Raw genomic sequence first — 20,446 nt, forward strand, 5'->3', positions numbered from 1 at the left:
CGGGGTCAGCGGATGGTCTTGCGGGACGTGATCTGGCCGGTGTCGAAGCCGAGCAGGTGCAGGCCGCCGTGGAAGCGGGCGTGCTCGATCTTGATGCAGCGGTCCATGACGACGGTGAGGCCCTTCGCCTCCGCGTCGATCGCCGCCTCCTGGTTCCAGATGCCGAGCTGCACCCAGATCGTCTTCGCGCCGACGGCGAGGACGTCGTCGACGACCGAGGGGATGTCGCTGCCCTTGCGGAAGACGTCGACGATGTCCGGCACCTCGGGCAGCGACGCGAGGTCGGGGTAGGCCCGCTGACCGAGGATCTCGGTCGCGCGCGGGTTCACGAAGTACACGCGGTAGGGGCTCGACGAGAGCAGGTAGGTCGCGACGAAGTAGCTCGAGCGCGCCGGGTTCGGGCTCGCACCGACGATCGCGACGCTCTTCGCGTTCCGGAGGATCCGCAGCCGCTGCTTGGCGTCCGGGCCCTGCCAGGTGCGGTTCGCCTTCGCCAGCTTCGCGAGCGGGCTGGAGGCCGGGATCGCGCAGGTGTTCCCGTTCGCGAGCGTCGTGGTCACGAGGTCGGGTGCGGTCTGAGCGGTGTTCGACATGGCGCCTCCTGGACGATCAGTCTGCCCCCTCGCGCAGGTGCGGCCGCCTAGCCTGACGGAATGCGTCGACCCGTCGCCCTCGTCACCGGCGCCTCCCGGGGCATCGGCCGTGCCGTCGCCCTGGACCTCGGCCGCACCCACCACGTGCTCGTCGGCGGGCGGACGATGGAGGGCGTCGCGCCGATCGTCGCGGCGCTGCCCTCCGCGGAGCCGTTCGTCGCCGACCTCGCCGTCGACCCGGCGCCGGCCCTGCCGGACCGGCTCGACGTGCTCGTCCACTCCGCCGGGGTCGAGGACGGCGGCCGGATCGCCGAGACCGATCGCGCCGTGTGGGAGCGCGTGTTCGCGATCAACCTGTTCGCCGTCGCGGATCTGACGCGGGCCGCGCTGCCCGCGCTGCGCGCCGCGGGCGGCCTCGTGATCGCCGTCAACAGCGGCGCGGGCTTCGCGAGCGCGCCCGGCGGCGCCGTCTACGCGGCATCGAAGTTCGCGCTCCGCGCGTTCGCGGACGCGCTGCGGGAGGAGGAGCGCGCGGCGGGCGTCCGCGTCACGTCGATCCATCCCGGCCGCACCGACTCGGACATGCAGCGCGCCAAGGTCGCGCGGGAGGGCCGGGACTACGACCTCGACGTCGTGCTCGACCCGGCTTCGGTCGCCGCCGTGGTGCGGACGGCCGTCGACCTGCCCCCGGGCGGCACGGTCGAGACGCTCTCGATCCGCCCGACCCGCATCCGCTGATCCCGGGCTTCCGCCCTGTCGGCAGCCGGGGCTACCGTCCCGGCATGACGGACGAGCGCGTGCCCCGCACCTACCCGCAGGGCGTTCCGAGCTGGATCGACCTCGAGGCGCCCGACGCGACCGGGATCGCCCCGTTCTACGGCGCGGTGCTCGGCTGGTCCTTCACGGACGCGATGCCGCCGGGCGCTCCGGGCCACTACCTGATCGCGACGATCGACGGCCAGGACGTCGCCGCGATCGCGTCCGGCGCCGCCGCGATCGGCCGCGACCCGGTGTGGAGCACCTACTTCGCCGTCGACGACGCCGAGGTGTCCGCGGCGGCCGTCGAACGGGCTGGCGGCACGGTGACCGCGCCGCCCGCGGACACGCCGGGCGGGCGCCCGGTCGCGTGCGTCGACCCCGAGGGAGCGCCGTTCCGGCTCTGGCAGGCCGGCCGTCGACTCGGCGCGCAGCGGGTCAACGCGCCGGGCGCCTGGGGCTTCAGCCTCCTGCGCACCGCGGACCCCCGAGCGGCGTTCGCGTTCTACTCGTCGTTCCTGCCGTGGGCGTGGAGCCCGGAGGCCTCCGCCGGCTTCATCCGCGTGCCCGGGTACGGCGCCCACCTCGCGGCGACGAGCGACCCGGGCATCCTCGATCGCCAGCGGTTCGCGCCCGAGGGCTTCGAGGACGCGGCCGCCGGCTTCGACGCGCTTGCGCCCGGGGAGGCCCCGCACTGGCACGTGTCGTTCACCGTGCCCGACCGTGACGCGACCCTCGAGGCCGTGACGGCGAACGGCGGCACCGTGGAGTCGACGGGGCAGGACCGGTGGACACGGCACGCCACCGTCGCGGACCCGCTCGGGGCCCGCTTCGCGGTGTCGCAGTTCACGCCGCCGGGAGGCTGACGGCGCAGATCCGGCGACCGACGAGGATCAGCTCGCCGGGATCTCCGCCGTGGCGACGATCGTGGCCCGCGCCAGGGTGTGGGAGAACATGGTGAAGCCGAGGAACGCGGCGGCGGCGTCGGCCGGCACCTCGATCTTCGGCACGTCGAGCGCGTGCACCGTGATGAAGTAGCGGTGCTCGCCGTGGCCGGCGGGCGGAGCGGCGCCGATGAAGCGCGCGGCCCGCGCGTCGTTCGGCAGCTGGATCGCGCCCTTCGGCAGGCCGGAGCCGGTGTCGTCGCCCGCGCCGCTCGGCACCGAGGTGACGTCCGCGGGGATGTCGGCGACCGCCCAGTGCCAGAAGCCCGACTGGGTCGGCGCATCCGGGTCGTAGACGGTGATGGCGTAGCTCTTCGTGCCCTCCGGGGCACCGCTCCAGCTGAGCTGCGGGGAGACGTCCTCGCCGCCCGGCACGCCGAAGGCGCCCGAGTGCTGCGCGGGCGCGAACCGCTGCCCGTCCTCGATGTCCGTGCTCGTCACGGTGAAGCTCGGCACCTCGGGGAGCCGGGCGAAGGGATCGTTCGTCATGATCCCGTTCTCCCACATCACGGGTGGGGCGTCGCTGAGGGGTCCGGATCGCGCCGCATCGTGACGTGCGGGATCCCGTCCTCCACGTGATGGTCGTCCGTGGCGACGAAGCCGAAGCGGGCGTACCAGTCGGCGAGGTGCTCCTGCGCGTCGAGCAGCACCGGCAGCGCGGGGTCGAGCTCGCCGCAGCGGGCCACGGCGTCCCGCATCAGCGCGGAGGCCACACCGCGGCTCCGGGCCTCGGGCGCCGTCGCGACCCGGCCGATCCGGAGCGCGTCCGGCTCGCGCAGCACCCGGGCGGTGCTCAGCACGGCGCCGTCCTCCTCCGCCCAGAGCAGCTCGGCGCCCGGCTCCACGTCCCTCCCGTCGAGGTCCGGGTAGGCGGCCTGCTGCTCGACGACGAACACCGCGACGCGCAGCTCGAGCAGGCGGTAGAGCAGCACCGGGTCGAGGTCGGCGGCGGGGGACCGGTGGAGCGTGATCGGCACCGCTCGACGCTAGCGGGCGGTCGCGGCCTCCCTCGGCTGCGGGGAGAGCGGTCCTCCATCAAGCGGATGGTTCACTGCTCGACGAGTCGAGGAGGACGCATGGCGGGGACGCTGGAGGGGACCGTCGCGGTCGTGACCGGGGCCGCGCGCGGCATCGGGCGGGCGATCGCGCTCGAGCTGGCGCAGGCCGGTGCGGACGTGGGGCTCGGGCTGAAGGACGTCGGCCGCGACGCCGGGCTCGTCGCGGAGATCGAGGCGCTGGGGCGCCGCGCGTTGCCGCTCGCGATGGACGTGACCGACCTCGCGGCGTCGCGGGCGGCGATCGACCGCGCCGCCGCGGAGCTCGGGCGCATCGACGTGCTCGTCAACAACGCGGGCGGCAGCATCCTCGGCGACGCGATCGACGTGACGGAGGAGGACTTCGACGCGGTCTGGGCGCTGAACACGCGCAGCACGTTCTTCCTCTCGCAGCAGGCGGCGCGCCACATGCGCGACTCGGGAGGCGGCGCGATCGTGAACGTCGCCTCGCAGGCCGGCCTCGTCGCGCTGCCGGGGGAGTCCTCCTACTGCACCGCGAAGGCGGCCGTGATCCACCTGACCCGCTGCCTCGCGGTCGAGTGGGGCGGCCTCGGGATCCGGGTCAACGCGGTCGCGCCGACGTTCGTCGAGACCGACGGGACCGAGCCTGCGCTGTCCGATCCGGCGTTCCGCGCGGACGTCGTCGAGCGGATCGCCGCGCTGCACCGCATCGGCACGCCGACGGAGGTCTCCGCCGCGGTCGCGTTCCTCGCGTCGCCCGCCGCGTCGCTGATCACCGGGCAGACGCTCGCGATCGACGGCGGCTGGACGGCGCGCTGAGCGCGCGCCCGGACCTCAGCTCAGGTGCGGCTCGAGGAGCGCCCTCGTCGCGGGCCCGGTGCGGTCCGAGGCGCCGAGCTGGTGCCAGTGCGGGTAGCGGAGCGGCTCGAGCGAGACCGCGTCGAGCCGTGCGATCTCGTCGGCGGACAGCTCCAGGTCCGCCGCGGCGAGGTTGTCGGCCAGCTGCTCCTCCGTCCGCGCACCGACGATCAGCGACGTGACGGCGGGCTTGGCGAGCGTGTACGCGAGGGCGACCCGGGCGGCGGAGACGCCGTGGCCGTCGCCGATCTCGACGAGCGCGTCGATCGTGTCGTAGAGCCGGTCCTCGTCGTGGACGGGCGGCTCGCTCCAGCCCTCGAAGCGTCGCGTGCCCTCCGGCGCGTCCTGCCCGCGGCGGTACTTGCCGGACAACAGGCCGCCCGCGATCGGGCTCCACACGAGGATGCCGAGGCCCTGGTCGATGGACACCGGCACGAGCTCGCTCTCCGCGTCCCGCGCCTGCAGCGAGTAGTAGATCTGCTGGCTGACGAACCGCTCGAGGCCGTGCTTGTCCGACGTCCACAGCGCCTTCATCAGCTGCCAGCCGGTGTAGTTGGAGGCGCCGATGTAGCGGACCTTGCCGGAGCGGACGAGATCGTCGAGCGCGTGCAGCGTCTCGTCGAGCGGCGTCTGGCCGTCCCACTCGTGCACCTGGTACAGGTCGATGTGGTCCGTCTTGAGGCGGCGGAGGCTCGCCTCGGCCGCGCGGACGATGTGATGCCGCGAGAGCCCCGCGTCGTTCGGGCCCTCGCCCATCGCGCCGCGCACCTTCGTGGCGATGAGGACCTCGTCGCGGTCCCCGCCGAGCGCCTCGCCGAGGATCTCCTCCGACAGCCCGTTCGAGTACACGTCCGCGGTGTCGATCAGGTTGACGCCCGCGTCGCGGGCGAGGCCGATCTGGCGCCGGGCGGCGTCGACGTCGAGGTGGCCGATGGGGGAGGCCCAGCCGGTACCGCCGAAGCCCATGGTGCCGAGGGTGATGGTGGAGACGCGGAGGCCGGACGAACCGAGCTGTCGGTACTGCATGGCGCGAGCGTAGGCGCGGCCGCTCCGCGCCCCCTGGGGTGGAGTGAGGCGGTCAGGGCGCGAGGACGAGTGCGATGGCCTCCGCTCGGCTGGCGGCGCCGAGCTTCGCGAGGACCGTCGTCACGTAGGACTTGACGGTCGCGGTGCTGAGGAAGAGCTCGGCGGCGATCTCCGGATTCGCGCGGCCCTGCGCGACGAGCGCGAGCACGTCCGCCTCCCGCGCGGTGAGCGCGGGGAAGCGCGAGCGGAGGGCGTCCGCGTCGGCGTGCGGCGGTTCGGCTTTCGGCGCGAACCCGGCGGCGAGGCGGGCCCCGACGCCCGGGTCGAACACGGCCTGCCCCTCCGCGGCGGCGCGCACCGCGGCGAGCAGCTCCCGCCGCCCGGCGTCCTTCGTGAGGTAGCCGATCGCGCCCGCGCGGAGGGCAGCAGCGATGGATCCGTCGTCGGCGAAGGTCGTCAGCACGAGGACCCGCGTCCCGGGCCGCTCGGCGGTGATGCGCGCGGTCGCGCCCGCGCCGTCGAGCACCGGCATCCGGAGGTCCATCAGCACCACGTCGGGCGCCGTCTCGGCGACGAGCCGCACGGCCTGCTCCCCGTCGGCGGCCTGCCCCACCACCTCGACGTCCTCGCTGAGGTCGAGCACGGTCACGAGGCCGTCCCGCACGATCGCCTGGTCGTCCGCGACCACCACCCGGATCACGCGAGCACCGCCCGGGCCTCGACGACGAAGCGGTCCCCGCGTCGGCCCGCGCTCACGGCGGAGCCGTCGCCGAGCGACGCGAAGCGCTCGGTCATGCCCGTCAGGCCGTGACCGCCGCCGGGGGAGGGCGACGGCGTCGAGGGCGCGGGGTTCTCGACCCGCAGGACGAGCAGGTGCGGATCCCGCTCCACGGCGACGTGGACCGGCGAACTCGGCGCGTGGCGTCGCGCGTTCGTCAGCGCCTCCTGCAGCGCGCGGACGAGTACCTGGCGGTGCGGTTGATCGACCCCTGCGAGCGCCGGGTCGCCGGTGACCTCGACCGGGCCGCCGAGGGATCGGTGCGCGGTGAGGAGGTCCTCGAGCGCCTCGTCCGACACCGTCGGACCGGTGTCCAGGGCCGGGTCGCGCAGCGCGGCGACCGCTCGACGCGCGTCCGCGAGCCCCTCGGCGGCGAGCGTCCGCGCGGCGCCCGCCCGCACCGCGGCCTCGTCGAGCCGGCCGCGCTCGAGCAGCGCCTCGATGGCGTCGAGCTGCAGCACGAGGCCGCCGAGGCTGTGCGCCAGCACGTCGTGGAGGTCGCGCGCGACCGCCGCCCTGTCCTCGAGCAGGCGGTTCCTCGCCGCGTCCTGCTCGGCCGCGCGGGACGCCTCCCTCGCCGCCTCCCGCAGCGCCTCCTGCTGCTCGGCGGCCTTCACCCGGGCGCGCCGGCTGACGCCGATCAGCACGCCGAACGCGAGCACGGCGAGGTCGAGCAGCAGGGAGGTCGTCGTGATCCGCGCGAGCGCGCCGACGACCAGCAGCAGGCCGCAGCCGCCTCCGGTGAGCGCGACGATCGGCGCGAGGCGCTGCCGCGGATCGCCGATGAGCAGCACCGCGCCCGCGACGAGGCCGGCGATGAGCTGCGGGACGCCGAGCCCCGCGCCGACCGAGGAGGCGGCTGCGCAGGCGACGACGAGGACGGAGCGGATGCGGCCGGGACGGAGCACCGTCCACGCCAGCCACAGCAGGAGGGTGACGACCGTCAGCACCAGCACGGGCGGGTGCTCGGCGACCGCCCGGTCCTGGAGCGCGCTGAGACCGAGCGCGACGATGATGACCAGGACGATCCAGCTCCGCATGCCGGTCGCGTCGGGTGCGCCGAACGGCACGGCCGTCGTGGGCCGTGCCGCTTCGGGTCGCTCGCTCACAGGTCGATCATGCCGACACCGGCGCCGCCTGCGGCGCGCGGGAGCGTGCGATCAGCGCGGTCGCGCCGCGTGCGGCGGCGAGGACGAGCAGCGAGACGCCGGCCGAGGTCGCCGCGTGGACGCCGATCGCGGGGCCGGCGACCGAGACGCCGATGCGCATCGCGATGATCACGAGCCAGAGCGCGGCGCCGACGGCACCCGTCCGGGCCTCCCAGGCGCCCGGCGCGGTCGGGGAGGGGCGGAACACGGTCCGCGCGCCCATCGCGGCGCCGATGCCGACCGCGACCGCGACCTCCGCGGCGAGCACCGCCACGTCGACCGCCTCGAGCCGGACCGTCGTCGAGGTCGCGATCTCCACGAGCCCGAGCGCGCCGAGCACGACGGGCAGGCGGAGGACGCGGCTCGCGTCGAACCGGGTCCAGCGCAGCTGCCGCCAGACGAGCAGAGCCACCACCAGGAGTGCGAGCGCGGCGATCGCGAAGGGCTGCAGGGACATCGGATCCTCCTCCTCGGTCGCCGTCCGGCGACCTGCTTCCAGACTCCTCACCGGCGGTGCCGGCGACCACCGACCACGGGTGGTGATGCGGGTGGGGATCGGGTGGGGTCGCGGTCGGAGGACCGACGGGGTCTGCTCCGGCGCGCTCAGCCGATCAGCCGTGCGGGCGGCCCAGGTCGTCAGGGTCCGGGATCGTCAGAAGGGGCAGTCGCCGTCGTCCCGGGGCGGCGGGAGGAGTTCCGGTGGTGCGGGATCGAGGGGGTCGTTCGGCGGGTCCGCGAAGTGGTGCCCCCACACCTCGTCCCACCCGACGGTGCCGTCGTCCTCGACGGCCTCGATGAAGAGGCCGGCCGACTTGAGGTTGTGGTCGGTCCTGCCGAGGGTGACGAGGTTGCGGGCATCGGTCGCGCCGCCGTGCTGCCACTCGCGCGCATGGTCGATGTCGGCCAGGTGCGGGGCGATCGTCGAACCGGGGAACCGTGAGCGGCCGTCGCGGATCTTCACCCATCGGGCGAGGTCCGCGGGCGGCGCGTAGACCTTGCGGTCCATCGACAGGCGGACGCCCGTGACCGGATCGGTGAGGACCCGGATGAACGAGGTCGCGGTCCCGGCGAGCGCCTTGGCCGTCTCGAGGTCGATCGGGCCGTACCCGCCGAGCTGCGCCTGCTCCTTCGTCTTCCCGAGCCACGCGAGCGCCGGCACGGTGAGGATCAGCTGGACCTGGACCGGCTTGCGCTGCGGGACCGAGGCCCCGTCGGCAGCGGTCGGCGCCTGCAGTCCCTCGCGGAGGATGTCGAGCGCGATGTCGTGCCGCAGCTGCGCGATGCCGCGGGTCTCGCCCTCGACGCCGTGCGCGGCGACCGCGGCCTTGTGCAGGGCGTCGTTGATCGGCACCCAGTCGGCGGCGAGGCCTTCCGCCACGAAGGCGACGCCGCCGTCGTGGCCGAGCTCGAGGCTCGTCCGGCGGCGCTCGTGCGTGGTGCGGGCGCGCTTCGCGGCTGCCTCGTCGTCGAGTCGGGCCCGCGCCTTGCGGAGGTCGTCCTTCAAGCGGGTCGACTCGACGACCTTGACGGCCGCGGTCCCGTCGTACGCCGCCCAGTGCTCGGCGTCGAGCCCCTCCGCCTCGCGGACGACCGTGCGCATCCGGCTCCAGGACGCCTCCCCGGCCTGGAACGCACTCCAGGTGAGGGGGAGTCGGTCGCGAAGGATCAGCCCGGCGTCGACCTCGCCGGCCACGACGGCGGGGTGGGCGCCGGTCTGGAGGCCGAACGAGCGGAAGAAGGCCTGCGCACCGAGCCCGGCGCGGGTGCCGTAGGACGCGCCGAAGCGGTGGGCGAGGTCGATCAGCGCCCGCTCGTAGGCGGTCAGCAGGGCGGCGATCCGGTTGGCATCGGCGAGGATGCGCATCCGGTCGGCCTGCACGGCGAGGTCCTGGGTGTACACGGCCGCTTCCTCGGTCAGCGCGGCAGCGAGCCACGCCGCATCGGCGATCGCCCCGGGGCCGAACTGCTCCCGGTACCGCTCGTCCGGCGGCAGCTGCGCGCGTCGCTCCTCCTCGGCGAGTGCGTCCCACGCGTCGATCTCCTCGCGGGTCCACACCCGCGAATCGTCGCTGTCAGGGAACTCCTCGAACACGTCTCCGAATGTAGAGGAGGGGTCCGACAGCGGTTCGGTGGCGATGTGCTCCGGTCGGTGGCTCGGTCTACGGTCCTGCCGTGGGCCACGACGACACCGCGCGCTCCCTGGCGCCGGACTACCCGATCGAGACGGAGCGGCTGCTGCTGCGGCCGATCGACCCGGAGCGCGACCTCGACGCGATGCACGCCTACCGGTCCCGCGAGGACGTGTGCGCGTACATCCCGCCCGTGCCGGTCACGCGCGAGCGCCTCGCCGAGACCTACCGGGATCCGGAGCGCACCCGGTCGGTGCTCACCGAGCCCGGCCAGGTGCTCGCGCTCGCGGTCGTGCTGCAGGAGACGGGCGAGCTGATCGGCGACGTCGTCCTGTTCTGGCACAGCGCCGAGCACCGCAGCGGCGAGATCGGCTACATCATCGGCCCCGACCACCAGGGCCGCGGGTACGCGACGGAGGCGGCGCGTGCGCTGCTCGCGCTCGGATTCGACGGCCTCGGCCTGCACCGGATCACCGGCCGGATCGACGCCCGCAACCCCGCCTCCGCGAGGGTGCTCACGCGGGCGGGCATGCGGCAGGAGTCGGTGCTCGTCGAGAACGAGTGGTTCAAGGGCGCATGGAGCACCGAGATCGACTTCGCGATCCTCGAGTCGGAGTGGGCGGCGCGCTGATCAGGCGGGCGGCGCCGTCGAGTCCCGGATCACGAGGCTCGTCGCGAGCTCGACGCGGCGGGCCGTGGGGGAGCCGTTCGGCTCCTGCAGCAGCATGCGGACCGCGGCCGCGCCGAGCTCCGAGATCGGCTGCCGCACGGTCGTGAGCGGCGGCGTCGCCCAGCCCGCCTCGGGCAGGTCGTCGAACCCGACGATGCTGAGGTCCTCCGGCACCCGGAGTCCGAGCTCCCGGGCGGCGTCGGCGATCCCGATCGCCATCAGGTCGCTGCACGCGAACATCGCGGTGGGCCGGTCGGGCCGCGCGAGGATCGGGGCCGCCGCGGCCCGGGCGTCGTGCCGTCGCCAGTCCGCCCAGTCGACCGCGACGACCGTGCCGTCCGGCACGGCCGCGACGCCGGAGCGGAAGCCGTCGAGGCGCGCCTGGCTGTAGAGGTGCGTGCGGCCGCCGCCGATGGCGGCGAACCGCCGGTGCCCGAGGCGCAGGAGGTGCTCCGCGGCACTGCGGCCGCCCTCCCAGTTGCTGACGCCGACGCTCGCCGCGTAGCCCGGGGCGCGGCTCATCGGGTCCATCAGCACGAACGGCTTGCCGGCGGCGTGCAGGACCTCGAGCTGGGCCGTCGTCGGGTCGACGAGGGTGATCACGGCGCCGGCCGAGCGGTGTCGCAGGACCCGCTGCACCCAGGCGCCGTCGCGGCGGGCGATGGTGAGCACGACGTCGTGGTCGGCCGCGGTGGCCGCGCCCTCGACGCCGCCGAGCGCCTCGTGGACCCAGCTGCCGTGCACGTCGCTGAGCACGAAGTCGATCAGGGCGGCGCCGGACTCGCGCAGCCGCGCGCCGTGGCGCGGGACGTAGCCCGCCTCCTCCACGGCCGCCATGACCGCGCGCCGGGTGCGCAGCGAGACGTCGGTGCCGCCGCGGAGGACCTTCGACACCGTGGGCACGCTCGTGCCGGCCAGCACCGCGACGTCCGCGAGCGTGCGGCGCGCCGTCCGGTCGCGCGGTTCCTGCATGGCCGCACCGTATCGGTTCGACCAGTTCTTGCGCAAAGAACCACATCGGCCGGCGGGTGCGCTTGCCATTCCGCATGCCGCCGTGCAGAGTCGGAGCGGATCAACCGGAACGGGACTTGCGCAATCAGGTCCGGCGATCGTCAGCAGAGCGGCTGACGGGAGAGGCGGCTGCAATGGCGGGCGCAGACATCTCAAGGCGGACGTTCGCGGGGGTGGGCCTCGGCGCCGTCGCCGCTCTCGGGCTCGCCGCCTGCTCGTCGTCGAGCGGGGCGGGGTCGAAGGGGCCGCTCAAGTTCTGGAACATGCCCTGGGGCACGCCGGAATTCGCGAAGGTCGACCAGCAGATCACGGAGGCGTTCAAGCCGAAGAGCGGTCTGCCCGCGGCCACCTACCGGTCCGTGCAGTGGTCCGCCTTCAACCAGACGTTCTCGACCGCGGTCGCGTCGAACACCGGGCCCGCCGTGAGCAGCGGCGGCGGCACCCAGGCCTTCCAGTTCGCGAAGCAGGGCAAGATCGCGTACGCCGACGGCCTGCTCGACTCGTGGAAGAGCACCGGGCTCTACGACGACTTCCTCCCCGGCCTCCTCGACACGATGAAGACGGCGAAGGGCTACGTCGCCGTCCCGTACCACGTCGATCTCCGCATCCTGTGGTACCGGAAGTCGCTGCTCCAGAAGGCGGGCGTCTCCGTGCCCACCGACTGGCAGTCGCACCTGGACGCCTGCGCCGCGCTGAAGAAGATCGGCGTCTACGGCTTCGGGCTGAGCGGCGGCGCGACCGGGAACGCGTTCCAGGCGTTCGTCGGCTGGATGATCAACAACGGCGGCGGCATCTTCGACGAGGAGCAGAAGCCGAACCTCGTCACGCCGGCGAACATCGAGGCGCTCGACTACGCGCAGGAGCTGATCCGCAAGGGCTACGCGGACCCGCGCAGCAACGGCTACTCGACCGCGAACACGCAGGCGCAGTGGAAGGCCGGGAAGTTCGGCATGCAGGTGGAGGCCCCCGGCCTCGCGTCCCAGGTGGGCGGCACGGTCGGCCCGGACATGGCGGTGGGCGAGCCGCTCACGAGCCCGTCCGGCCAGAAGGGCGCGCTGTCCTTCCCGAACAACATCATGATGTACACGAACACCCCGAGCCAGAAGGACTCCGAGGCGTTCATGACCTACTACTACAAGAGCATGACGCCGCTCTGGACGAAGAACCTCGGGCTCGGCCTGCCGGTGCTGAAGTCGATCGCGGCGACGCCGGAGTTCCGTGCGGACGCGAACCTCGCGAAGATCGCCGACGCGTGGCAGCCGGTCGCGAAGACGTGGGCGGCGCCGGGCGGGGCCGCGCTGTTCGCGAACGTCGCGCTCGTCGACAGCACGCAGCCGATGACGATCTTCGGGCAGAACGTCATCGCCCTGAAGCCGCCGAAGACCGTGCTGCAGACGCTGCAGTCCTCGCTCGAGGCCGGGCTGAAGGGCTGACCCGCGGGCGCGGGAGGCGGCTCAGCTGCGAGCCGCCTCCTTCGCCGCGAGGCGTGCCTTCCGGCCGAACGCGAGGCCGCCCATGTCCTCGAGGCTGACGCCCTTCGTCTCCGGGATCAGGAAGAACACGAACAGCAGCGACACCAGCGCGAACAGCGTGTAGAGCCCGTAGGTGACGGGCAGCGACAGCTGGGACAGCGGCGGGAACGTCAGCGTCACCGCGAAGTTCGCGATCCACTGCGCCGCCGCGGCCACGCCGAGGGCCTTCGCGCGGATCCGGTTCGGGAACATCTCGCCGAGGAGCACCCAGACGAGCGGGCCCCACGTCGCGCCGAAGCAGATGACGAACAGGTTCGCGCCGATCAGCGCGACGACACCCCACGGGTTCGGCAGCGACACCGCGCCGTTCGCGCCGGTCTGCGCCTGGCTGAACGAGATCGCGACGGCGGCGAGCGCGATGGTCATGCCCGCCGAGCCGGCGAGCAGCATCGGCCGGCGGCCGACCTTGTCGACGATCGCGATCGCGATGAAGGTGACGGCGACGTTGAGGACCGCGGAGAAGACCGAGATCGCGAACGAGTCCTTGAAGCCGACCGCGTTCCAGAGGGTCGTCGAGTAGTAGAAGATCACGTTGATCCCGACGAACTGCTGCAGCACGGAGAGCACGATCCCGGCCCAGACGACGGGCTGCAGGCCGAGCACGGGCCCGCGGAGGCTGCCCTTCTTCGCGTTCTCCTCGTCCTGCTCGATCGAGCGGCGGATGTCGCGGACCTCGTCGTCGATCACGTCGATCGGCGTGGTCTGTCGCAGCACCTCGCGCGCACCGCCCTCGTCCTGCTTCGCGAGCAGGTGGCGCGGCGACTCCGGCAGACGGAGGGCGATCACGCCGTAGGCGATCGACGGCACGACGCCGACGAGGAACATCCAGCGCCAGGCCTCGAGGCCGAAGAGGAGCGTCTGGGATGCGCCGGTCGAGCCGTTGAAGCCGGCGAAGAGGGCGTCCGAGAGCAGCGCCGCGAAGATGCCGACCGTGATCGCGAGCTGCTGGAGCGAGCCGAGGCGGCCGCGCACCGAGGCGGGCACGACCTCCGCGATGTACGTGGGGGAGACGACGGAGGCGACGCCGATGCCGAGGCCGCCGACGATGCGCCAGAACATGAAGTCGCCGACGCCGAACGCGAGGCCGGCGCCGAGGGAGCTGACGAGGAACAGGATCGCGCCGACGAGCATCGTCCGGGTGCGGCCGAAGCGGTCCGCGATGCGGCCCGCGAGGTACGCGCCGACGGCGCAGCCGAGCAGGGCGACGGCGACCGCGAAGCCCTGCAGCGTCGCGGAGAGCTTGAAGTCCTTGCCGATCGCGTCGACCGCGCCGTTCACGACGGAGGAGTCGAAACCGAAGAGGAAGCCGCCCAGCGCGCCGGCGACCGCGAGACCCGTGACCTTGCGCCGGAGCCTCCCGGGCGCGGATGCGTCCGATCGCCGCTCGTGCTGCTGCGTGCCGCTCATGTACTCGTCCAGACCGAGCGGCTCAGGACGGTGACGGAATCCGGTCGGGCCGCTGCGATGCGAATGGGTTCACTCGATCATCCGGATGTTGACCGAGAGCAACCTGTGTGCGGCCCGGGAGGCGGCCGCGATCGAGGTCAGGCGGTCGCGGCGGCGAGGGCCTGGTCGAGGTCCGCGAGGATGTCCTCCGGGTCCTCGATGCCGACGCTGATGCGGATCAGACCCGGCTGCACGCCGGCGTCGACGAGCTGCTGCTCGGAGAGCTGCGCGTGCGTCGTCGAGGCCGGGTGGATCACGAGCGTCTTCGCGTCGCCGATGTTGGCGAGGTGGCTCGCGAGGTCGACGGACTCGATGAAGGTGCGGCCCGCGTCGCGCCCGCCCGTGATCCCGAACCCGAAGACGCTGCCCGGGCCCTTCGGCAGGTACTTCTGCGCCCGGTCGAAGTGGTGGTGGCCCGGCAGGCCCGGCCAGTTCACGTACTCGACGCGGTCGTCGGCCTCCAGCCACTCCGCAACGATCCGCGCGTTGTCCACGTGCGCCTGCATCCGGAACGGCAGCGTCTCCACGCCGAGCGAGAGCAGGAACGCGGAGTGCGGGGCGAGCGCCGGCCCGATGTCGCGCAGCTGCTCGGCGCGGAGGCGGGTGAGGAAGGCGTACTCGCCGAAGTTCCCCTGCCACTCGAGGCCGCCGTACGAGGGGACCGGGCCCTCGAAGAGCGGGAAGCGCTCGCCGCCCCAGTGGAACCGGCCGGACTCCGCGACGACGCCGCCGAGCGTCGTGCCCTGGCCGCCGAGGAACTTGGTGGCCGAGTGCGTGACGATGTCCGCGCCCCACTCCATCGGCCGGACGAGGTACGGCGTCGAGACCGTGGAGTCGATCATCAGCGGCACCCCGGCGGCGTGCGCGACGTCCGCGAGGCCCTCGATGTCCGCGACGTCGCCCGACGGGTTCGCGACCGTCTCCGCGAAGACGACCTTCGTGCGGTCGGTGATCGCGGCGGCGTAGGCCTCGGGATCGCTCGACGCCACGAACGTCGTCTCGACGCCGAAGCGGCGGAGCGTCACGTCGAGCTGGGTGAGCGAGCCGCCGTAGAGGTTGGCCGAGGCGACGACGTGGTCGCCCTGCCCGGCCAGCGAGGCGAAGGCGATGTACTGCGCGCCGAGCCCGGAGGCCGTCGCGACCGCGCCGAGCGCGCCCTCGAGGCTCGCGATGCGCTCCTCGAACGAGGCGACCGTCGGGTTCGCGAGGCGGCTGTAGATGTTCCCGTACTTCTGCAGCGCGAACCGGGCCGCCGCGTCGTCGGCGTCGTCGAACACGAAGGCGCTCGTCTGGTAGATCGGCACCGCCCGGGCCCCGGTCGTCGGATCCGGGATGTTCCCGGCGTGGATCGCCCTCGTGCGGAACCCGTACTCGCGGTCGGCCATGCCCCGACGCTACCGGCGGCGTCCTGCGCCCCAGCGCCGCATGACGGCCCGCGACAGGTCGGTTCTCGGATACGGAGATCCGCGGCGCGGAGCGTCCCGGATCTCCGTATCCGAGAACCCGGGCGGGATCAGGCGCGGGCGGGCTCCGTCGCGGCCCAGAGGTTCGCGGGCGGCAGGGCCTCGCCCGCCGTGACTGCGGCGACCCAGGCGTCCGTCGGGGCGACCGAGACGAATCCCGCGCCGAGCACGACCAGGGTGCGCTCGTGGACCTCCCGCGCGGAGAGCGTGCCGGCCGGCGACGTCAGCGGGAGCGTGCCCGTCGCGTCGGAGAGGAACTCCACGGCGAGGCCGAGGTCGGCGGCGTCGCGGGACGTGGACTCGTCGCAGTGCTGGGTCATGAACCCCGCGATCGCGAGCGTGTCGACGTCCCGCTCCTCGAGCCACGCGGCGAGATGCGTGCCCGCGAAGCAGGAGACCTCGCGCTTGACCATCAGCAGGTCGTGGGCCGCGTCGGCGACGACGTCGTGCAGCTCGGCGCCGCGCGAGCCCTCGGCGAAGACGGGGGAGTCGGCCGCGTCGACGTGGCGCACGAGCACGACCGGCACGCCCGCCCCGTGCGCGGCCTCCACCGCAGCCTTGATGTTCGGGAGGCTCTGCTCGAGGGGCGGATACGCGATCGGGAGGTTCCCGTCCACGTACTCGCGCTGGACGTCGATCACGAGCAGGGCGCGGTTCGGCACGGGTCGAGGCTAGTCATTTGCTATCCTGACCAGGCGTCCGTCCCGGACGTGAGCGTCGAAGCGCACCCTTTCTCCCGCCCGTGGTCGACACGGCCGGTCGAGACGGTGCCGCTCGCGGCGCGTCCTGGTGCACCGTCCGCACCGCCGCCGCGGCCCGACGCCGCCATCGAACAGAGAGCTTCTCCTTGTCTGCAACCTCCTTCGGCGCGCTCGGCGTGCCCGCCTCGCTCCTCCCGGCCCTCGACGCGGCCGGCATCACGGAGCCGTTCCCCATCCAGACCGCGACGCTGCCGGACAGCCTCGCGGGCCGCGACGTGCTCGGCCGCGGCCGCACGGGCAGCGGCAAGACGCTCGCCTTCGCGCTGCCGCTCGTCGCGCGCCTGCAGGGCGGTCAGCGCCGCTCCGGCCGGCCGCGCGGCCTCGTGCTCGCGCCGACCCGCGAGCTCGCGACCCAGATCGCCGCCGTCGTGCAGCCGCTCGCCGCAGCCGCCGGGATGACCGTCACGACCGTCTTCGGCGGGGTCTCCCAGAACCCGCAGGTCGCCGCGCTCCGCGCCGGCGTGGACATCCTCGTCGCCTGCCCCGGCCGCCTCGAGGACCTGCTCGGGCAGCGGGCGCTCACGCTCGAGGGCGTCGAGATCACCGTGCTCGACGAGGCCGACCACATGGCCGACATGGGCTTCCTCCCCGGCGTCACGCGGCTGCTCGCCGCGACGCCGGCGGGCGGCCAGCGCCTCCTGTTCTCGGCGACGCTCGACAACGGCGTGGACAAGCTCGTCAAGCGCTTCCTCTCGAACCCGGTGACGCACTCCGTCGACGACGGCAAGCCCGCCGTCGAGACGATGTCGCACGCCGTGCTCGAGGTGAAGGACGCGGACGGCAAGCGCGAGGTGATGGAGGCGCTCGCCGGAGGCACCGACCGCCGCATCCTCTTCGTCCGGACCAAGCACGTCGCCAAGCGGATCGCCAAGCAGCTGACCGCCGCGGGCATCCCCGCCGCCGACCTGCAGGGCAACCTCTCGCAGAACGCGCGCGAGCGGAACCTCGCCGCGTTCTCCTCCGGCGCCATCAAGGTGCTCGTCGCGACCGACGTCGCGGCCCGCGGGGTGCACGTCGACGACGTCGCGCTCGTGATCCACGTCGACCCGCCCACCGAGCACAAGGCGTACCTGCACCGCTCCGGTCGCACCGCGCGCGCCGGCGCCGCGGGCACGGTCGTGACGCTCGTGCTGCCGGAGCAGCGCCGCGAGGTCGCTCAGCTCCTCCGCGCCGCGGGCGTCGCCGCGAGCCCTGTGCAGGTCACCGCGAGCTCCGCCGCCGTCACCGAGCTCGTCGGCGAGGTCGCGCCGAAGGTCGCTCCCGCGCCGGTCGTCGCACAGCCGCAGCAGCAGCCCCGCAAGCCGAAGGCGGACCGCCCGGCGGGCGGCGAGCGCCGCGGCGGCGCCCAGCCCGCCCGCGGGCGCGGCGGCGAGTCCGCCGGCCGCGGTCGCGGCCAGGGCGGCGAGCCCCGTCGTGCGGGCGCAGCCGGTGAGGGGCGCGGTTCGGGCGGCGGTCGCCGCGGCGGCGCGTCGACCGGCGGCAGCGGGGCACGGCGCGGCGGCGCCTCCGGTGGCGCCGCACCCGTCCGCTTCTCGACCTCCACCGGCTCGCCGGCCGGGTCGGCCTGGGCGTCCTTCAGCGAGCGCGACAGCGCCCCGGCCCCGCGCCGCGGCAGCCGTCGTGCGGGACGCGAGGGCGGTCGCCCCGACCCCCGCTGAGCACATTCCTCGTTCTGTAGGACGGCGCGTCCTGCAGAACGAAGAATGCGCGGGGCTCAGACCTCGAACCAGTAGCGGCGCTTGCCGTTGCGGGAGTCCTCGTAGGCGCCGCCGACGCGCTCGATGACGGTGCGGGAGCCGACGTTGTCCTCGTCGCACGTGACGAGGACGCGGTCGACGCCGAGGTCCTTCGCGATCGGCAGCGCCGCGCGGAGGGCCTCGGTCGCGTGCCCGCGGCGCCGTGCCGACGGCCGCACGCTGTAGCCGATGTGCCCGCCCTCCTCGAGCAGGTAGGGCGTCAGCCGGTGCCGGATCTGCAGGAATCCGACGAACTCGCCGCCGTGCACGATCCACAGCGCGGTCGCGGGTACGCGATCGGCCGCTCGGGGCGTCTCCTCGAGCGCGTCCGCGCGCAGCCGCTCGACCATGGCGGCGAACGCGTCCTGGTGGGTCAGCGTCGCGACGTCCTCGAGCAGGTCGCTCCCGCCGTCCTTGTGCTGACCGCCGAACTCGGCCACGCCCACGATCCAGGAGGCGTGGTAGCGGACGTCCGGACGCACGAGCTCGGTCATCGTCCCAGTCTCCTCCGCATGCTGCTCGCGGAATAGACGTCGCCGGGCGGGGTTGGTGGAGGCATGGCAACCACCACCCTCTACACGGCGGAGGCGCTCTCGACGGGCGCCGGACGCAACGGCCACGTTCGTTCCTCGGAGGGTGTGCTCGACCTCGACCTCGGCGTGCCGAAGGAGATGGGCGGGTCGGGCGTCGGAGCGAACCCGGAGATGCTGTTCGCCGCCGGGTACGCGGCCTGCTTCCACTCCGCGCTGCAGGGCGTCGCCCGCGCGGCGAAGGTGTCGCTCGGCGACTCGTCCGTCGGCGCGCGCGTCGGCATCGGCCCGAACGGCGACGGCGGCTACGAGCTGACCGTCCACCTCGAGGTCGTGATCCCCGACCTGCCGCACGACGAGGCGCAGGCGCTCGCCGACCAGGCGCACACGGTCTGCCCGTACTCGAACGCGACGCGCGGCAACATCGAGGTCACGGTCGCCGTCTCCGACGATTGAGCCGAGCACGACGCGCGGGCGTCAGCGGCCGGCGAGGTAGGCGTCCGCGGCCCGGCGGCCGCTGACGAGCGCGCCCTGGCTCGACGGGGTGTCGCGGTGGTCGCCGGCGACGTAGAGCCCCTCCGCCAGCCGCACCGGGCGGCGGAGCGGGCTGCCGCCCGGCAGTGCCGGCAGCGCTGCGGGGACGCGGGTGACGGCGACCTCCTCCCACATCGCCGTGCCGACGCCCCAGATCCTCGCGAGCGTCGACCGCAGCAGCGGATCCGGCAGCGGCTCGGGGCCGAGCACGGAGGACGCGACGAGCGCGCGGCGGTCGAGGGAGTACCCGGGCGCCGTGTTCGTCATCACGACGCTGTTCGCGACCGGTCCGCCCTCGGTGTCGAGCGCGATGACCGGTCGGCGCACGGGCGGCGCCGCGACCGCGTGCCACACGGTCGTGACCGCGTGCATCGCCGGGCGGCGGACACCGAGCAGGTCCGCCGCGGTGCGCGGATCGGCGGCGACGACGACGGCCTCCGCGCGCCGGGTCGTGCCGCCCTCGACGTCGACCTCGCCGGGGCGCACCGCCGTGGCGCGCGCGCCGTACTCGATCGTCCCGCCGGGCAGTCGGTCGGCGAGCGCCGCAGGCAGTGCGCCCATGCCCGTCGCCGGGACCCCGACCGTGCCGAGCGCGAAGCTGCGGAGGACGAACGCGGCGAACCGGCTCGAGGTCGTCAGCTCGCGCTCGAGCAGCACGCCCTGCAGGAACGGGCGGAGGAAGTGCTCGACGGGGTCGCCGACGACCCCGCGGCGGCGCAGGGCCTCCTCGAGCGGCAGGTCGTGGGCGCCGCGGAGCCGCGACGCCGGCAGCACGGTCACCGCGCCGAGCCAGGCGAGCAGACGCGCCCGCTCCGCCGCGGAGCCGAGGGGCGCGGCGACGAGCCCGGCGGCGCCGCCCGGCGCCTGCCGCGGATCGGCGACCAGGTGGAGCCCGCGCTGGTCGCGGAGGAGCGCGCCGCGCACGAAGGGGCGGAGCCCGACGTCGGGCATCCCGATCCGCCGCAGCTCCGGGTACGCCGTGTTGAGGATCTGGAAGCCGCGGTCCACGGTGAAGCCGTCGATGACGTCGGACCGCATCCGCCCGCCGGGGGCGTCGGACGCCTCGAGCACCCGCACGGAGCGGCCGGCCGCGGTCAGCCGCAGCGCTGCCGCGAGGCCGGCGAGGCCCGCGCCGACGACGAGGACGTCGGCCTCCCGGGCCGTCACGGCTCGATGACGAGGCGGGACACGCGATCGCCCCGCAGCGTGAACTCGAGGTCGCCCGTGCCGTTGAAGCCGTCGCCCGACACGAGCATCGTCGCGATGAACTGCTGGTCCCCGAGCCCCGGCTTCACGCCGAGCAGCTCGAAGTGGGAGCGCTTGCCGATGTTGTCCGTCCGGTCCCACTCCGCGACGCCCTCGTGGCCGCGGAACTCGCGGCCGGAGTCGGAGACGAAGGCGTCCTCCGTGAAGGTCTGCACGAACGCGGCGGAGTCGCCGGCGTTCGTGGTGTCGACGAAGGCCTGGATCGCGGTCGGGACGTCGCTCGAGAGGCTCATGCTCATGTCGACATCG

The 20,446-nt window shown here is 74.0% G+C and carries 22 protein-coding genes; 7 read left to right on the forward strand and 15 right to left on the reverse strand.

What is annotated here, in order from left to right:
* Window positions 1-5: 5 nt before the first annotated feature.
* Window positions 6-593 carry a CoA-binding protein gene (locus CLV52_RS05580; RefSeq protein WP_133765267.1) on the reverse strand — a complete coding sequence of 196 codons (588 nt, stop codon included), beginning with the start codon at window positions 591-593 and terminating at the stop codon, window positions 6-8.
* A gap of 60 nt (window positions 594-653) precedes the next feature.
* On the opposite strand from CLV52_RS05580, the gene CLV52_RS05585 reads away from it, so the two are divergent.
* Together CLV52_RS05585 and CLV52_RS05590 are read left to right on the forward strand one after the other, a co-directional pair.
* The gene (locus tag CLV52_RS05585; protein ID WP_133765268.1) at window positions 654-1,331 is read left to right on the forward strand and encodes an SDR family oxidoreductase; all 678 of its coding nucleotides are present in this window, start codon (window positions 654-656) and stop codon (window positions 1,329-1,331) included.
* Between the two features lie 44 nt (window positions 1,332-1,375).
* Window positions 1,376-2,215, forward strand: a complete 840-nt coding sequence (locus CLV52_RS05590; protein ID WP_133765269.1) for a VOC family protein — start codon at window positions 1,376-1,378, stop codon at window positions 2,213-2,215.
* Window positions 2,216-2,242: 27 nt separating this feature from the next.
* Here CLV52_RS05590 and CLV52_RS05595 read toward each other — a convergent pair whose 3' ends face one another.
* Together CLV52_RS05595 and CLV52_RS05600 are read right to left on the reverse strand one after the other, a co-directional pair.
* Entirely contained in the window at window positions 2,243-2,782 is a 540-nt protein-coding gene (locus CLV52_RS05595; RefSeq protein ID WP_211342611.1) for a YbhB/YbcL family Raf kinase inhibitor-like protein, read from the reverse strand.
* Window positions 2,783-2,799: 17 nt separating this feature from the next.
* Window positions 2,800-3,270: a GNAT family N-acetyltransferase gene (locus CLV52_RS05600; RefSeq protein ID WP_133765270.1), complete on the reverse strand. Its 471-nt coding sequence runs from the start codon at window positions 3,268-3,270 to the stop codon at window positions 2,800-2,802.
* A 99-nt stretch (window positions 3,271-3,369) separates the two neighbouring features.
* On the opposite strand from CLV52_RS05600, the gene CLV52_RS05605 reads away from it, so the two are divergent.
* A complete protein-coding gene (locus CLV52_RS05605) occupies window positions 3,370-4,128 on the forward strand; it encodes an SDR family NAD(P)-dependent oxidoreductase (protein ID WP_133765271.1) in 759 nt (252 codons plus the stop codon).
* A gap of 15 nt (window positions 4,129-4,143) precedes the next feature.
* Here CLV52_RS05605 and CLV52_RS05610 read toward each other — a convergent pair whose 3' ends face one another.
* The 5 genes from CLV52_RS05610 to CLV52_RS05630 all read right to left on the reverse strand — a co-directional run bounded on the left by CLV52_RS05610 (window position 4,144) and on the right by CLV52_RS05630 (window position 9,211).
* Window positions 4,144-5,193: an aldo/keto reductase gene (locus CLV52_RS05610; RefSeq protein ID WP_133765272.1), complete on the reverse strand. Its 1,050-nt coding sequence runs from the start codon at window positions 5,191-5,193 to the stop codon at window positions 4,144-4,146.
* Window positions 5,194-5,245: 52 nt separating this feature from the next.
* On the reverse strand, window positions 5,246-5,893 hold the full coding sequence (locus tag CLV52_RS05615) for a response regulator transcription factor (protein ID WP_133765273.1): 648 nt from the start codon (window positions 5,891-5,893) through the stop codon (window positions 5,246-5,248).
* Entirely contained in the window at window positions 5,890-7,080 is a 1,191-nt protein-coding gene (locus tag CLV52_RS05620) for a sensor histidine kinase (RefSeq protein ID WP_133765274.1), read from the reverse strand. The genes CLV52_RS05615 and CLV52_RS05620 overlap by 4 nt, the downstream gene beginning before the upstream one ends.
* A gap of 7 nt (window positions 7,081-7,087) precedes the next feature.
* Window positions 7,088-7,576, reverse strand: a complete 489-nt coding sequence (locus CLV52_RS05625; RefSeq protein WP_133765275.1) for a hypothetical protein — start codon at window positions 7,574-7,576, stop codon at window positions 7,088-7,090.
* 195 nt (window positions 7,577-7,771) lie between these two features.
* Complete coding sequence (locus tag CLV52_RS05630) at window positions 7,772-9,211, reverse strand: HNH endonuclease signature motif containing protein (protein WP_133765276.1); 1,440 nt, start codon at window positions 9,209-9,211, stop codon at window positions 7,772-7,774.
* Between the two features lie 80 nt (window positions 9,212-9,291).
* Here CLV52_RS05630 and CLV52_RS05635 point away from each other — a divergent pair, with 80 nt between their 5' ends.
* Window positions 9,292-9,879 (forward strand): GNAT family N-acetyltransferase, encoded by a 588-nt coding sequence (locus tag CLV52_RS05635; RefSeq protein WP_246017972.1) that lies wholly within the window; start codon window positions 9,292-9,294, stop codon window positions 9,877-9,879.
* On the opposite strand, the gene CLV52_RS05640 is transcribed toward CLV52_RS05635, so the two are convergent.
* Entirely contained in the window at window positions 9,880-10,890 is a 1,011-nt protein-coding gene (locus CLV52_RS05640) for a LacI family DNA-binding transcriptional regulator (protein ID WP_133765277.1), read from the reverse strand.
* 173 nt (window positions 10,891-11,063) lie between these two features.
* Here CLV52_RS05640 and CLV52_RS05645 point away from each other — a divergent pair, with 173 nt between their 5' ends.
* Window positions 11,064-12,362 carry an ABC transporter substrate-binding protein gene (locus CLV52_RS05645; RefSeq protein ID WP_162850723.1) on the forward strand — a complete coding sequence of 433 codons (1,299 nt, stop codon included), beginning with the start codon at window positions 11,064-11,066 and terminating at the stop codon, window positions 12,360-12,362.
* A gap of 21 nt (window positions 12,363-12,383) precedes the next feature.
* On the opposite strand, the gene CLV52_RS05650 is transcribed toward CLV52_RS05645, so the two are convergent.
* From CLV52_RS05650 to CLV52_RS05660, 3 genes are all read right to left on the reverse strand, one after another.
* Window positions 12,384-13,868, reverse strand: a complete 1,485-nt coding sequence (locus CLV52_RS05650; protein WP_133765279.1) for a sugar porter family MFS transporter — start codon at window positions 13,866-13,868, stop codon at window positions 12,384-12,386.
* 137 nt (window positions 13,869-14,005) lie between these two features.
* Window positions 14,006-15,292, reverse strand: coding sequence for an O-acetylhomoserine aminocarboxypropyltransferase/cysteine synthase family protein (locus tag CLV52_RS05655; protein WP_133765280.1), 1,287 nt, complete (start codon window positions 15,290-15,292; stop codon window positions 14,006-14,008).
* 128 nt (window positions 15,293-15,420) lie between these two features.
* On the reverse strand, window positions 15,421-16,032 hold the full coding sequence (locus CLV52_RS05660) for a cysteine hydrolase family protein (RefSeq protein ID WP_133765281.1): 612 nt from the start codon (window positions 16,030-16,032) through the stop codon (window positions 15,421-15,423).
* Window positions 16,033-16,217: 185 nt separating this feature from the next.
* Here CLV52_RS05660 and CLV52_RS05665 point away from each other — a divergent pair, with 185 nt between their 5' ends.
* The gene (locus CLV52_RS05665; protein WP_133765282.1) at window positions 16,218-17,789 is read left to right on the forward strand and encodes a DEAD/DEAH box helicase; all 1,572 of its coding nucleotides are present in this window, start codon (window positions 16,218-16,220) and stop codon (window positions 17,787-17,789) included.
* A 56-nt stretch (window positions 17,790-17,845) separates the two neighbouring features.
* Here CLV52_RS05665 and CLV52_RS05670 read toward each other — a convergent pair whose 3' ends face one another.
* Window positions 17,846-18,361, reverse strand: coding sequence for a GNAT family N-acetyltransferase (locus tag CLV52_RS05670; RefSeq protein WP_133765283.1), 516 nt, complete (start codon window positions 18,359-18,361; stop codon window positions 17,846-17,848).
* A gap of 63 nt (window positions 18,362-18,424) precedes the next feature.
* Between CLV52_RS05670 and CLV52_RS05675 the strand changes: the two genes are divergently transcribed.
* Entirely contained in the window at window positions 18,425-18,853 is a 429-nt protein-coding gene (locus CLV52_RS05675; protein ID WP_133765284.1) for an organic hydroperoxide resistance protein, read from the forward strand.
* Window positions 18,854-18,874: 21 nt separating this feature from the next.
* Here the strand turns inward: CLV52_RS05675 and CLV52_RS05680 are convergent, their stop codons facing one another.
* Window positions 18,875-20,098: an NAD(P)/FAD-dependent oxidoreductase gene (locus CLV52_RS05680; protein WP_133765285.1), complete on the reverse strand. Its 1,224-nt coding sequence runs from the start codon at window positions 20,096-20,098 to the stop codon at window positions 18,875-18,877.
* Complete coding sequence (locus CLV52_RS05685; RefSeq protein ID WP_246017973.1) at window positions 20,095-20,436, reverse strand: nuclear transport factor 2 family protein; 342 nt, start codon at window positions 20,434-20,436, stop codon at window positions 20,095-20,097. Before CLV52_RS05685 ends, CLV52_RS05680 begins: the two co-directional genes overlap by 4 nt.
* Window positions 20,437-20,446: the final 10 nt, after the last annotated feature.

It is taken from the genome of Amnibacterium kyonggiense, from assembly GCF_004364555.1.
In the GTDB taxonomy this organism is placed as follows: domain Bacteria; phylum Actinomycetota; class Actinomycetes; order Actinomycetales; family Microbacteriaceae; genus Amnibacterium; species Amnibacterium kyonggiense.

Excerpts from the sequence above, each read along its gene's own strand:
- CLV52_RS05580 (WP_133765267.1), bottom strand. The coding sequence starts at position 593 with ATGTCGAACACCGCTCAGACCGCACCCGACCTCGTGACCACGACGCTC.
- CLV52_RS05585 (WP_133765268.1), top strand. The coding sequence starts at position 654 with ATGCGTCGACCCGTCGCCCTCGTCACCGGCGCCTCCCGGGGCATCGGC.
- CLV52_RS05590 (WP_133765269.1), top strand. The coding sequence starts at position 1,376 with ATGACGGACGAGCGCGTGCCCCGCACCTACCCGCAGGGCGTTCCGAGC.
- CLV52_RS05595 (WP_211342611.1), bottom strand. The coding sequence starts at position 2,782 with ATGACGAACGATCCCTTCGCCCGGCTCCCCGAGGTGCCGAGCTTCACC.
- CLV52_RS05605 (WP_133765271.1), top strand. The coding sequence starts at position 3,370 with ATGGCGGGGACGCTGGAGGGGACCGTCGCGGTCGTGACCGGGGCCGCG.
- CLV52_RS05610 (WP_133765272.1), bottom strand. The coding sequence starts at position 5,193 with ATGCAGTACCGACAGCTCGGTTCGTCCGGCCTCCGCGTCTCCACCATC.
- CLV52_RS05625 (WP_133765275.1), bottom strand. The coding sequence starts at position 7,576 with ATGTCCCTGCAGCCCTTCGCGATCGCCGCGCTCGCACTCCTGGTGGTG.
- CLV52_RS05640 (WP_133765277.1), bottom strand. The coding sequence starts at position 10,890 with ATGCAGGAACCGCGCGACCGGACGGCGCGCCGCACGCTCGCGGACGTC.
- CLV52_RS05645 (WP_162850723.1), top strand. The coding sequence starts at position 11,064 with ATGGCGGGCGCAGACATCTCAAGGCGGACGTTCGCGGGGGTGGGCCTC.
- CLV52_RS05650 (WP_133765279.1), bottom strand. The coding sequence starts at position 13,868 with ATGAGCGGCACGCAGCAGCACGAGCGGCGATCGGACGCATCCGCGCCC.
- CLV52_RS05655 (WP_133765280.1), bottom strand. The coding sequence starts at position 15,292 with ATGGCCGACCGCGAGTACGGGTTCCGCACGAGGGCGATCCACGCCGGG.
- CLV52_RS05670 (WP_133765283.1), bottom strand. The coding sequence starts at position 18,361 with ATGACCGAGCTCGTGCGTCCGGACGTCCGCTACCACGCCTCCTGGATC.
- CLV52_RS05675 (WP_133765284.1), top strand. The coding sequence starts at position 18,425 with ATGGCAACCACCACCCTCTACACGGCGGAGGCGCTCTCGACGGGCGCC.
- CLV52_RS05685 (WP_246017973.1), bottom strand. The coding sequence starts at position 20,436 with ATGAGCATGAGCCTCTCGAGCGACGTCCCGACCGCGATCCAGGCCTTC.